General features: G+C 71.7%; 11 protein-coding genes. 3 read left to right on the top strand and 8 right to left on the bottom strand.

What is annotated here, in order from left to right; translation table 11 throughout:
- The first annotated feature begins 150 nt into the window (after window positions 1-150).
- Complete coding sequence (locus tag ACZ52J_RS40620; RefSeq protein WP_465626239.1) at window positions 151-783, top strand: hypothetical protein; 633 nt, start codon at window positions 151-153, stop codon at window positions 781-783.
- A gap of 737 nt (window positions 784-1,520) precedes the next feature.
- Here ACZ52J_RS40620 and ACZ52J_RS40615 read toward each other — a convergent pair.
- The 3 genes from ACZ52J_RS40615 to ACZ52J_RS40605 all read right to left on the bottom strand — a co-directional run bounded on the left by ACZ52J_RS40615 (window position 1,521) and on the right by ACZ52J_RS40605 (window position 3,735).
- Complete coding sequence (locus ACZ52J_RS40615; protein ID WP_465626237.1) at window positions 1,521-2,801, bottom strand: hypothetical protein; 1,281 nt, start codon at window positions 2,799-2,801, stop codon at window positions 1,521-1,523.
- A gap of 166 nt (window positions 2,802-2,967) precedes the next feature.
- Window positions 2,968-3,189 carry a hypothetical protein gene (locus ACZ52J_RS40610; RefSeq protein WP_465626235.1) on the bottom strand — a complete coding sequence of 74 codons (222 nt, stop codon included), beginning with the start codon at window positions 3,187-3,189 and terminating at the stop codon, window positions 2,968-2,970.
- A gap of 414 nt (window positions 3,190-3,603) precedes the next feature.
- On the bottom strand, window positions 3,604-3,735 hold the full coding sequence (locus tag ACZ52J_RS40605; protein ID WP_465626233.1) for a hypothetical protein: 132 nt from the start codon (window positions 3,733-3,735) through the stop codon (window positions 3,604-3,606).
- On the opposite strand from ACZ52J_RS40605, the gene ACZ52J_RS40600 reads away from it, so the two are divergent.
- Window positions 3,730-5,037 carry a replication-relaxation family protein gene (locus ACZ52J_RS40600; RefSeq protein ID WP_465626231.1) on the top strand — a complete coding sequence of 436 codons (1,308 nt, stop codon included), beginning with the start codon at window positions 3,730-3,732 and terminating at the stop codon, window positions 5,035-5,037. The two genes, ACZ52J_RS40605 and ACZ52J_RS40600, sit on opposite strands and share 6 nt — an antisense overlap.
- Here the strand turns inward: ACZ52J_RS40600 and ACZ52J_RS40595 are convergent.
- The 4 genes from ACZ52J_RS40595 to ACZ52J_RS40580 all read right to left on the bottom strand — a co-directional run bounded on the left by ACZ52J_RS40595 (window position 4,919) and on the right by ACZ52J_RS40580 (window position 10,552).
- Entirely contained in the window at window positions 4,919-6,187 is a 1,269-nt protein-coding gene (locus tag ACZ52J_RS40595) for a YncE family protein (protein ID WP_465626229.1), read from the bottom strand. The genes ACZ52J_RS40600 and ACZ52J_RS40595 overlap by 119 nt on opposite strands.
- A gap of 426 nt (window positions 6,188-6,613) precedes the next feature.
- Window positions 6,614-7,333 carry an IS6 family transposase gene (locus ACZ52J_RS40590; RefSeq protein WP_465626227.1) on the bottom strand — a complete coding sequence of 240 codons (720 nt, stop codon included), beginning with the start codon at window positions 7,331-7,333 and terminating at the stop codon, window positions 6,614-6,616.
- Between the two features lie 229 nt (window positions 7,334-7,562).
- Window positions 7,563-9,911 (bottom strand): Orn/Lys/Arg family decarboxylase, encoded by a 2,349-nt coding sequence (locus tag ACZ52J_RS40585; protein ID WP_465626225.1) that lies wholly within the window; start codon window positions 9,909-9,911, stop codon window positions 7,563-7,565.
- Between the two features lie 260 nt (window positions 9,912-10,171).
- Window positions 10,172-10,552, bottom strand: a complete 381-nt coding sequence (locus ACZ52J_RS40580) for a hypothetical protein (RefSeq protein ID WP_465626223.1) — start codon at window positions 10,550-10,552, stop codon at window positions 10,172-10,174.
- Between the two features lie 190 nt (window positions 10,553-10,742).
- On the opposite strand from ACZ52J_RS40580, the gene ACZ52J_RS40575 reads away from it, so the two are divergent.
- The gene (locus ACZ52J_RS40575) at window positions 10,743-10,910 is read left to right on the top strand and encodes a hypothetical protein (protein WP_465626221.1); all 168 of its coding nucleotides are present in this window, start codon (window positions 10,743-10,745) and stop codon (window positions 10,908-10,910) included.
- A gap of 46 nt (window positions 10,911-10,956) precedes the next feature.
- Here ACZ52J_RS40575 and ACZ52J_RS40570 read toward each other — a convergent pair whose 3' ends face one another.
- Complete coding sequence (locus ACZ52J_RS40570) at window positions 10,957-11,490, bottom strand: EF-hand domain-containing protein (protein ID WP_465626219.1); 534 nt, start codon at window positions 11,488-11,490, stop codon at window positions 10,957-10,959.
- Window positions 11,491-11,518: the final 28 nt, after the last annotated feature.

Raw genomic sequence — 11,518 nt, 5'->3', positions numbered from 1 at the left:
CCCGGTGATCATGAAGCGTAGAGAACTCCATGATCGGGCGAACCGTGCCTGCCCTGCTACTACCGATTAGCTCGGCACCTACTGGCGGACGCCCTTAGCCGGGCCTGGACGTTCTTCGCCTACGTCGACGACGTTTGCGCGCGTGACCGTGTGGAGTTCGAGGCCATCCTGCAGGCCGGGATGCTGCCCGAACGGGGCTCGTCATCGCCCAACGCCCGGTACGCCCGGTACATGTTCGACGACCTGGGCCGGTTCTGCGACGCCACGTTCCTCGCCACCTACAAGATGTTCTTCTACAACGCGATGACGGGTGTCCTGATGGAAGGCGAGTTCACCGCGGACGCGTGCGACGACATCGACACCGAGTCCGTCCGGGTGCGCTCGGGCCACTGCGAACTCTTCTCCACCGCGCTCCAGTTCGCCGCCCCCTGTTTGGACAGCCGCAGCAACCGGCGGTTCTGGGCGGCGGCGCTGAGCCCCAGCGTCGACTTCCTCAACGACTTCAACGACCTGCTGTCGTTCTACAAGGAGGCGGTCGACGGAGACGACTTCCTGGCCAGCCGGATCTATCGCCACGCCATGACACGCAAGATCTCCTACCTCGACGCCTACCGCGAAACCCTCGCCGGAGCACGGGCCACCCACCGCCGCCTCCACCGGCTGGCCGGCGACGAGCAACGTTCCCACCTCGACCGCTTCATGACCGGCTACGTGCACTGGCACCATCACAGCTCCCGCTACCGCTGGCGGGACGTCTACCCCACGCTCGCGCCGGTCACGTGAGCGGCTGCTCAAGGACCTCAGTCAGCCGAGGGTGATCCGGGTGGTGGGCTCACAGTGGGTGTACCTGCCCGCCGGGTACGGCTCCTGGAAGGGCGCCTGCACCCGGTTGCGGAACCGGGCGATCGACGGGCCACCCGGGCGCTGTCAGGGGATGTCAGCCGGGTGGCGGCAGGGTGTCAGCCGGTTGCCGGGGCTGTGAGAACGCTGCCGGTGAGATGTCAGCACGGCCCCGCAACCTTGGTCGCAGAACCTGCCGGGCACGCTCCCAAGCAGCGCGCGGCGCGCCTATGGACAGGCCGCGCGGGCTCCGCGCGCACCGCACCGCGGGTGCGGCTCCCGCACCGCACCGCAAAGGACGGTTGGCGCGAGTACGACGACGCCGTGCCCATCGTGGCCGCCACCCTTCAGCTGCTGGCCGAGCACGGTTCCCCTCCCACGCCCGACTGGCACAGGCATGCCACCGACCGTCGCACCCGCGTCTTGCAGCGCCCGCGTGCGGACGGACCGGTTTCCCTGGGTTCATCGGCCGACGCCGGACTCTTGACACCCTTCGCCGCTGGCTGCGCCTGTGCTCCTCGTTGCGTGGACGCCCGCCATGTTCACGCGCAAGCCCCGGGTACTGCCACGCCGTTGCCTGTCGCTTCGGCGCGCCCGGGACGCTGTCCGTGCCGTGTCCGCCGCTGTGGCGGTCTGCCCGCGCCGCTACCGTCCGACGGCGCCGACAGGGTGTCAGGGAGTCAGGGGGCCCAGGGGCTGCGGTCGCCGATCACGCCGATCCGGAACCCGAGCCAGGGATAGACGTGGCTGAAGAAGGGATTGTCCTGTGGTTCCAGACCGACGGCGGACGGCCACATCTGGTAGGCCGGAGCGTTGGAGACTCCTCCGTGCTGCCGGCGCCAGACCCGGGCGGAGTCGCCACCGGCGGGTGCGGGGGTGATGGTGTCGGTCCACTCGACCGCGTTGCCACCCTGGTCGAGGGTGCCCCACGGGGAGGTGGTCCGGGCCTGGCCGACGGTGCTGAGGCTGCCCTGGTAGAACGCGCGGTAGGCGAGGGGGTCCAGTCCGAAGGGGTTGACGGTCGAGCAGACGGCCGGTTGCACCTGGCCGGGGCACCAGCTCGGGGCGGGCTGGTTGGTGGCGTGGTAGGAGGCGAGCGGCTGGGTGGCGGCGTTCGTGACGTCGCCCGTGGCGGGGTCGAGGACGGTGGGTGACGGTGCGCTCGCGTCGCCGTCGCCGAAGACGCCGGGGTTGGTCGGGTACTTCCAGTAGGAGTAGGTGCCGCCGCCGTTGGGGTCGTAGTAGGCGGCCTTGATCCATTCGTCCTGACTGGGCACCACGAAGCCGGAGTCGTGGGCGCGGGTGGCGTCGGGCCGGGCGAGGTCGTACATCCCGCGTTCGGTCTGCGTCGATAGTTCCACCTGGTAGGTGACGTACTCGAAGCCGCCGCTGGTGTCGGTCCGCCTGGAGACCAGACGTCCGTTGTAGAGGGAGTTGACGAACCGGGCCGCCCTGAGGAAGTCGGCGAAGCCGTACGGTTTATCCGCCCACTCGGGGTAGGCCACGGAGTAGTGGTGGCCGGCGGCCGCGGTGGGCGAGAACTTGATCGGGCCGTACTTGGGCCAGGCCGCCGCGCTCTCGCTCCGGTCGTACAGGTCGTGCGGATCGCGCCCGCGGCGGTCGACCGTGTTCAGGAAGGCCACCCACTGGCCCACGGTGACCTCGAGCTGTCCGATCTCGTAGGGGGCGCCGACGCTACCGACCGTCAGGCAGTCCGTCGAGTCCGGTGGCGCGTCGGCGCAGGACTGGTAGATCGCGTCGGTGAACGGCACCACGGCGACCGACGGGTTCCCGGGTGCCCCGACTCTCGCGGTCCTCAGAGTGACCACCGCGCCCCGGCCGCCCCCAGGTGTGCCGGCTTCCGCCCGGGCAGCGATCGCGGACGGTGAGAGCAGCACCGACACCGCACAGGCTGCGAGGGCGGCCCTGGTGAGCGGGGTGCGGCTGGAGACAACGTGCATGGTCATTCCCTTTCGGCCATGGCAGACCACCCAGGCCAGGGGCCGGCGCTCGGGGATGGTGCGTCATCACGCTAGGCCACCAACAACTCTCCGCAGTCGAAGCATCGCGGAGTGAAAGGTGGAAACCATCTCCCTCACCCGATCGGCGTCCCGGCCGCTCCATCGTTCATGACGGGCCGCTTCCCGACCCGTCGGGCCGTACCCGGGCGATCAGGAGGGCGACGTCGTCGTGGTCGCCGGGGTGGCCGAGCTCGCGCAGGAGCCGCTCGGCTCTGCGCCGGCCGGGGCCGAGCCCGCTCTGGACGTGGCGTCGTTGAAGGTCCTGCGCGCTCCCGTGGTGCGCCGTCTGCTCGCCATGCGTACCGAGGGCCGGCTCACCCGCGCGCATGTCCGCACCACGGCACAGTGCCTGGCGGTCCCCGACCGCACGGTGTGGCGGTGGCCTCCACCCCGAGGGCGGGTGGAGGCCACCGGGCTGGCTGGACTCGGGCCGGTGGGGGAGTGACTACGGTCCCGCGGTCGCGGTCGCGGTCGCGGGCGGGGGTTGCGGTGGCTTCGCCGCCTGCACGGACGGCGTCGATGACAACTGGCTGCGCCAGGGCAGCGCGGACGCCGACCACCCCGGTGCCGGCGTCTGCGCTACTACTCCCACGGCGGCAGCTGCTCCCCCGCCGACAATGGACGCAGCTCTGACAGGGCGAAGCACGCCTCGTCGGGTCCTGCACGGCCAGCGCGTCCCCGCCACGGGGGAGCCGGTTCAGCTGGGTCATCCCCGGCTGAGCTGGCGTGCCACTGGGGCCGCTCACTCTCCCCAGGGGGCTGCAGTGGTGGAGAGTTCCAGGCCGGTCACGCCGTCGGCCCGGCGTTCGCGAAGCAGTCCACCGCCGAACGAGTAGCGGGGAGCGGCGGCGCGCTGGGCGATCTCGCGTTGCATGGCCTGGTCGCCTCGGACGGCAACACCCGGGATCGGCACAAGACGTGGCGGCTGGAGGGCGCTGCCGGGCTGGATGCGGCCGCTGCGGTGCTCGGGATGGTCCGCTCGGAGATGGGAGGTACGGCTCGGGGCGCCGGACGTACTGGTGCCCAGCACGCGATGGCGGTCAACGAGACCGTGCTCGCGTTCGTCCTGGGCGGCAGCGCGCCCGGGGCCGCGGGCGGGGTCGGCACGGTGCGGTCCTGGTTGACCGAGACCGAGTTCCCGCTGCCGGGCGGGCGGCGCAAGGTGCGTCCGGACGGCGTGTGGCAGGCCCCGGAGGTCGGGGTGCCGGTGCTGATGGTCGAGGTCGACCGGTCCACCATGGCCCCGGCCGACGTCGCCGCGAAGTTCCCCCGGTACCGCGAGCTGTTCCGCACCACGGTCCGCGACAACGACCCGGCCCTCGCCGACCGGGAGCCGGCCGACCGGACGGTGCACTGGTGGCGCCGCGCCTACCCCGGCACCCACACCCGCGCCGGGTACCCGCCCGTCGCCCTGGTCGTCACCGACGCCGGACCCACCGCGCTGACCAACCGCCAGGAAGCGATCGGGGACCTGTCCGCCGGCTGCTGGCGCGGCCGCTGGCGCAGGGAGGTCCGCGACTACAACGACGACGGCTGGCGCGAATACGACGACGCCGTGCCCATCGTCGCGACCACCCTTCAGCTGCTGGCCGAGCACGGCCCGCTCGGGCCGGTGTGGTGGCGCTTCGGCCGCTCGGGCCGGCACTCCCTCATCGAGGCGCTGGAGAACCCGAACAACCGGGCCGCCTACGACCAGCGCCAGGCCGCCCGCGAGGACGAGGAGCACAAGGCCCACCAGGAGCTGATGGACTCCCCGGTCTGCATCGACTGCGGCGACGTTCCCGAGGAGGAGAGCACCTGGGAGTACGGCCGCCAGGGACAGGTCGAGTGGACCCGCCGCCCCGGCGGCCGCTGCTGGCCCTGCCACCAGGACCGCGAGGAGCGCCTGGAACGGGAGGCCGAAGAACAGCTGGAGGCCGCCCGCACGGCCAACGCCGCGCTGCGCCCGTGCTGGACGTGCCGGGGCTCGATCGGGGGGAAGGAGGGCTCGAAGCTGGCCCGGGACGAACGCGCCGCCACGCCGAAGAGGACCGACGCTCCGCCACGGGCTCGGCGCGCTACGGCCTCGTGGGCCCGGTCCAGCCGGTGGGGACGTGGCCGAGGCGGACACGCTGGGGGTGGCGGCCGACGGCGACCGATGCGGTCTTGCGGCCGGTCGCGAAGTCGATGGCGGTGACCTGGTCCGCGCCGCTCTCCGAGATCAGGCAGGACTTGCCGTCCCCGCTCACCGTCGCCCAATACGGTTTGGACGCGGGCACCAGCGGCCCCTCCTGGAGGGTGGCGCGGTCGACCACCGTCGCGTAGTCGTCCACGGTGCCCGCGACGCAGATCCGGTCGCCCGACGGGCTCATCGACAGGCCGTGGTGGCGGGAGTCGTTGGGCCAGGTGGTGCGGTCGGTACTGGCGGCCGGGTCGACCGGGAGGGTCTTCACCCGGGTGATCCGGTCGGCGGCCACGTCGTACTCCAGGAATCCGTTGAAGAAGGACACCTGGAAGTAGAGCCGGGTGCCGTCCGGGGAGAAGACGGCGGGCCGGACGGCGTTGGAGAGGCCGCCGAGGCCGGCGTCGTCGAGGCGCTTGCGCATGTCGATCTCGCGGATCGGGGTGAGGGTGGCCGCGTCGACGACGGTGATGTGCCGGTCGCCCTTCGTCCAGTCCAGCCAGGGCGCGTCCAGGGCGGTTTCGACGTTGCCGATGGACATGTTCCACAGCTGCCGGCCGCCGTCGGTGAAGATGTTCTCGTGCGGCTTGTCCCCGGTGTGGAACGAGCCGAGTTCGGCGCCGGTGCGGACGTCCAGGACGTGCACGGTGTTGGCGGTGGAGGCGGAGACCGCCACTCGGGTGCCGTCGGGCGAGAGCGCCATGTGGTCGGCGCGGTAACCCGCCACCGGGAAGCGCCAGTTGACCCGCCCGGTGGCGAGGTCGAGGGAGACCACGTCGGCGAAGCTGGGCCGGGAGACGACCACGGCGGTGCCGTCCGGCGTGCTGTACATGTCGTCGACGAACTGGTCGTGGCCCTCACCGGGGCCGAGCCGGATGCCGAGGAAGTAGCCGAGCTTGACGGGGTTGAGGTAGATCTCGGCGAGCCGCTGGTCCTTGTCGGGGATGACGTCAATCCGTCCGACCTTGCTGAGGGCGCCGGAGGATTCGATCACGTCGGCGGTGCCGTCCCAGTTGTTGCCGACGAACATCACCTCCCGTAGCGCCGTGGTGGCTCCGGGGGCGGCGCTGCTGGTGGCGGCGGCCGGGGCGAGCAGGCCGAGCGCGACCGCGAGGGTGCAAAGGGATCGGACGCCGAGTCGGCGCCGGGGACCTGTCCTGGACATCGTCGCTCCTTCGTGGGGGTGGCACGACGGGTTGTGAGACGGTCTGTCAGCTTGCGCCATTCAACGGTAGGGAGGGGGCCGGTCCGCTGGCAAGACGTCGGCGGCGGACGCGTTCGCGGCGGGGCCGTCCGCCCGTCGCCGCCTGCCGGTCCGCCGGTCTCCCGCCCACCGCACGGAAACCGTGAAACCCCCTGGTTTTCCCTGGAGGGCCAAGGTTGCTCAGGCGACCTCCGCTCCGTAGCGCGCCCGGTCGTAACGGCCTGCGGCCAGGTCCTCGTTGGAGACCGAGGCGTCGGCGGGGCTGCCCGGCGCCCCGGCCGCAGCCTGCACATCGTCCAGCAGGTCTCCACGGTGCTGTCACGTTAACGGGTGCTTGATCATCTGATGCTGTATCGGGGTGTGATGGGGCCGGTCTCGGGGCTTGGGTCAGGCTGCGGCGGGCAGGCCGGTGTTCCCGGTGACGTGGTCCCAGATGGTGAAGCGGATGGTCATCTCAAGCCGGTATTCGGCGGCGGTGCGCAGATGTCGTCGGGTGCGGAAGTGGGGTGAGATGCCGCTGAACGCGGACAGGAACCGCTGTGCCGCACCCATGGAGCGGAAGCCTTTCATCGCGCGCTCGCGCTGCCTTGTCGGCTGGTGGGAGTTCTCGGCCCGGTTGTTCAGCCCCTTGTGCGAGCGGCGCTCGACCGAGGGCATGAGCTCGCGGTGGGCGACAGCGTAGGAGCGGAGCTTGTCGGTGACCAGCACCCGCGGGACCCGGCGCTGCTTCTTCATCAGCTTGGCCATGAAGCGCTTGGCGGCCTTCGCGTCCCGGCGGGACTGGACCAGGATGTCCAGGACGTTGCCGTACTGGTCGACGGCCCGCCACAGGTACTGCCGTACCCCGTTGATCTTGATGAAGACCTCGTCGAGATGCCATTTGTCGCCCGCCGTGGGCCGTCGGCGGCGCAGCCCGTCCGCGTAGGCCTGGCCGAACTTGGCGCACCAGCGGCGCACCGTCTCGTGCGAGACGATCACGCCGCGCTGCAGCATCAGCTCCTCGACCTCCCGGAACGAGAGCGGGAAGTGGAAGTACAGCCACACGCAGTGGGAGATGACCTCGACCGGGTACCGGTGCCTCGTGTACGCCGGTGACACGACACCCACGACAGGCCCTCCCAGCCACGACCGCCCCGAAGATCATCCCACTTCTCGGTCAACGTGACAGCGCCCTCCGAGCCGTTCACGCAGGGCGTCGAGCAGCGTCGTGCGCGTGTCGACGGTCAGCCGACGCGGGGCCCCGTCGACCTGCACGGTGATTTCCGTTTTCATCGCACGAGAGTCCCCTGCCCCGGCCGCGCTCACACGGCGCACGGCGCCGGGTTTCGGCGGCCGGTCACGGCTCGCGGACGCACTCGATCAGGTAGTCGCCGGTGGCCGGGTCGATCGTGACGCCGTGGGTCTCGCTGCGGAACCCGGGGAACTGCCGGTCGAACTCCTCCAGCGCCCCCAGGTAGCGCAGCAGTGGACCGTCGGGCCCGCCGACCGCCTCGCCCGGCATCAGCACCGGGATCCCGGGCGGCGTGACGGTGACCATCGCGGCCGCGACCCGGCCGGCGGCCCGCGCCAGCGGCAGCCGCTCGGTGCCGCCCCGGATCAGCTGCTGGTAGCAGTGCTGGGGCGGCGCGACCGGCTCGGGCAGCTCACGGAACGCCGTGTCGAGGGCGTCGATCAGCTCGGCCCCGGTGAGGTGTTCGTGCATCTGCCGGCAGAGCTGCCCGAGCGTCAGGCCCGCGTAACGGTGGGGGTACTGCTCGACGAGGTCGCGCAGGACGCGGTCGACCGGGGCGTCGCCGTCGTGCAGCGCCTTGAAGTCCATCAGCGCGTCCATCAGGGTGCCCCACTTGCCCTTGGTGATGCCCATGGAGAAGAGGAGGAGGGTACTGTAGCTGTCGGTCTTCTCGACGACGATGCCGCGGCCGGCCAGGTAGGCGGTCAGGATCCGGGCCGGAACGCCCCAGTCCGCCGTCTGACCGGTGGCCGTGACACCGGGGCAGGTGAGCGTGACCTTGACCGGGTCGAGCAGGCAGTACCCCTCGGTGAGATCGGGGAAGCCGTGCCAGTCCGCCCCCGGTTCCAGGTGCCAGCAGCTCGGCTCCCGGCTCAGCAGCGCGGCCGGGGCGTCGGCGAAGTCGAAGCGCTCACCGGTGGCCGGGTCGGTGACGGTGTCCGGCTGCCAGACGCCGAAGAACCACGCGGGCCGGTCGCCGGCGGCGGCGATCCGCCGTGCCGTCCGTACGACGGCCTGGCGGAACCTGATGGCCTCGGTGACGGCCTCGTCGATCAGCCACTGCCCCTGCGGGCCGTCCATCATGGCGGTGGCGACATCGAGCGAGGCGATCCCGGGGTAGAACGGCGAGGTGGTGCCGTGCATCATGAAGGCCTCGTTGAACCGCTCGTGCTCGACCGGTGCCCGGGGGGCCGACCGCACGTGGACCATCGCGCTCTGCGAGAGGGCGGCAAGCAGCTTGTGCGTCGACTGGGTGGAGAAGACCGTGGGCCGCAGCGGGTCGTCGAAGGTCTCCGGGCCGACCGCCATGCCGTAGCGGCCTTCGTACAGGGGGTGGAAACGGGCGTAGGCGAACCACGCCTCGTCGAAGTGCAGCCGGGGCGTACTGGGTGCGAGCGCGCGGGCCGTCCGGACGGTGTCGTAACAGAGGCCGTCGTAGGTCGAGTTGGTGATCACGGCATACTGCGCCTGGGCGTCGACGGCGTCGGCGGCCAGCGGGTTGGCCGCGATCCGGGCGCGCACCGCCGCGGGATCCGTCCCGGTCGGCGGCAGGGGCCCGGCGAGTCCGTACCCGTTGCGGGTGGGCACCAGGTAGACCGGGCGGGCGCCGGAGATCACCAGCCCGTGCAGCACCGACTTGTGGCAGTTGCGGTCCACCAGCGCGATCTCGTCCCGGGTGACGCTGTAGTGGCCCACCATCCGGTCGGCGGTGGAGTCGCCGTGCAGCACGAAGTAGGTGCGGTCGGCCCCGAAGACCCGGGCCGCGTTGCGCTCGGCCTCGCCGATCGGGCCGTTGTGCTCGAACAGGGAACCGAGCTCGCCGACCGAGATCGACAGGTCGGTGCGGAACAGGCGCTCGCCGTAGTAGTCGAAGAACGCCCGCCCGGCCGGGGACTTGAGGAACGCGACGCCGCCCGAGTGGGCGGGGGTGTGCCAGGAGTACTCGTGCGCGTCGTCGAACCCGCGCAGCGCTTTGAAGAATGGCGGCAGGATGTCGCTGTGGTAGGCCCGCGCGGCGGCTTCGACCCGGCCGGCGACGAAGGCCGGGGTGTCCTCCAGGGGCCAGATGTACCCCGTCACCACCTCCGAGACCCACAGCGGCAGTGCCTCGAACTCCCGCTCCGAGTCGTCCGACATGACGAGGAAGGAGGGGAGGTCCTTGAAGCGCCGCCCGATCGTCCGCAGCACGGCGGCGCCACCGTCCCGGGCACCGCCCGGCCCGGGGCCGGCGCCGGAGTCGGGCCCGGCTCCGGGCGGGAGCTCCCAGGCGACGACGGCGGCGGCGATCCCCGCCTCGGTCTGCAGCACGGCCCGGGCGTCGCGGGCGCTGGCGGCCCAGCGCAGCTCGAAGCCCCGGTTCTCCAACTCCTTTCCCACCCGGCGGAGTTGTTCGCCGGCGGCTCCCGACCGGACCGGCCCCTCGGGCAAAGCCAGCAGGATCTCGCTCTTCCCCATCGCTCAGCACACCTTCCCAGACCACGAACCCGTCGATGCCGGCCCAGTGTCCGCGCGACCGGGCGCGTGCCACCGGCCTTTGCCACTCGGTTCCCCCGATCGGGTGGCGCACCGGTCGTGCCCCCGTCGAGTGCGAGCGGGCGTGCGGCGGAGTGGGCTACGGAGTGGGCTGCGCAGTGGCGTCCGCACGCGCACGCCGTCGCGCTACCGGACGGGAACGCTGGAGGAACCGGGGCTCAGGCGCCTTCGGGCGGGGCCGGTCAGTGGCCGGGTTCGGGTTTGTCCGACTCCTTCGGGTCGATGCCGGTGCGGGTCTTGGGCGAGTACGACCCCGACGGGCGGCCGGAGGGGCCTTTCGGGCCGTGGTCGCGTCGGTTCTCGGAAGGCCCCTGGTCCTCACCGCGCGAGCCTTCGCTGTGCACGGTGTTCCCGGGCACCTCGCGGTGCTCCTCGGCGGCGGGTTCGCGCCCCGGGCCGGGCTCGGGAGCGTAGGTGTCGGGATGGAAGGAGCGGTGGGCGCTGTCGTTCGGTTCCTGGTGCTCGGCGTCGATGTCGCCCGACCAGCCGTGCTGGCGCCCCTGGTGGCGGCTGGCCTGCCCTTCGTCCATGGAGTGGTGGGCTGCCGGCTTCTTGGAGGTCATGGTGTCCCGTCCTCGCGTCTGGAAGCTGTGGAAGCTGTTGTCCTGCGCCTGTCCAGTCCTGGGCTTGTGACACCCCTGGCCGGGGCGCTCGTCGCCCTTCCGGTGCTCAGTGCCGGCGCAGTAGCCTGGACGGTTCATCCGCATGCGAAGGGGTGATGTGGTGGTTCATGCGAACTGGGATCCGGCGTCCGTGGGCGAGGTTCTCGAACCGGCGGGCGGAGAGGTGCCGGAAGCGGTGCGACGCCGGGCGCGCAGGGAGATAGCCGCCCGCGCGCTCGGCCCGGAGAACTGCCGGCTCCTCCTGGAGGTGCTGGGTCTGGTGCACGAGGAGCCGGCGTCGTCGTCGGCACACCGGTGAGAGCCGGTGACCGCCCAGGCGGGAGCGAGGGCGGTGCGGGAGCGGGTCAGTACAGGGCATCGCCCGTGGGGGAGCCGTCGCCGGTGACGTACGCGCGGATCGAGGCCAGGTACTCCTGGCGGCCGACGCGTCCGTCGCCGTCGCCGTCCAGTGCGTCGAAAGCGGCGTCGGCGTTGTCGGCCCGGTTGCCGAGGGCCTGGCGCAGCGTGGTGAACTGCGTCCGGTCCAGGGCGCCGTCCTGGTCGGCGTCGGCGAGGTCGAACAGGGCGCCCAGGGCGTACTGGCAGACGGTGTCGAACTTCTCGGCGTCCACCCAGGCCTCGTACTCCGGGTAGGTCATCAGGCCGTCGCCGTTGGCGTCCATCGCGGCCCAGGCGCGTTCGCCCGTGGTGCGCGCGGCGATGACCAGGGGATCGTCGTCGTCGCGTCCGGTTGCCCGCCGGGTTCGTTCGATGCGGACGAAGTAGTCGTGGCGGGAGGCGACTCCGTCTCCGTCGGTGTCCAGCATGGCGTAGATGCGGGCCTTCGGGGTGGTGGGGTCGGCCGGGGCCGGGTGGGGCTGGGTCGAGGGGAGCGGCATGCCGGTCTTCCTTCGGGTGCGGGCGGGG

This window comes from Kitasatospora sp. NPDC034035, from assembly GCF_055575755.1.
The sequence above is the reverse complement of the archived record's forward strand: the minus strand, read 5'-3'. Positions and strand labels throughout refer to the sequence as shown.

Excerpts from the sequence above, each read along its gene's own strand:
- ACZ52J_RS40580 (WP_465626223.1), bottom strand. The coding sequence starts at position 10,552 with ATGACCTCCAAGAAGCCGGCAGCCCACCACTCCATGGACGAAGGGCAG.
- ACZ52J_RS40605 (WP_465626233.1), bottom strand. The coding sequence starts at position 3,735 with ATGCAACGCGAGATCGCCCAGCGCGCCGCCGCTCCCCGCTACTCGTTC.
- ACZ52J_RS40595 (WP_465626229.1), bottom strand. The coding sequence starts at position 6,187 with ATGTCCAGGACAGGTCCCCGGCGCCGACTCGGCGTCCGATCCCTTTGC.
- ACZ52J_RS40570 (WP_465626219.1), bottom strand. The coding sequence starts at position 11,490 with ATGCCGCTCCCCTCGACCCAGCCCCACCCGGCCCCGGCCGACCCCACC.
- ACZ52J_RS40585 (WP_465626225.1), bottom strand. The coding sequence starts at position 9,911 with ATGGGGAAGAGCGAGATCCTGCTGGCTTTGCCCGAGGGGCCGGTCCGG.
- ACZ52J_RS40610 (WP_465626235.1), bottom strand. The coding sequence starts at position 3,189 with ATGCGCGCGGGTGAGCCGGCCCTCGGTACGCATGGCGAGCAGACGGCG.
- ACZ52J_RS40615 (WP_465626237.1), bottom strand. The coding sequence starts at position 2,801 with ATGCACGTTGTCTCCAGCCGCACCCCGCTCACCAGGGCCGCCCTCGCA.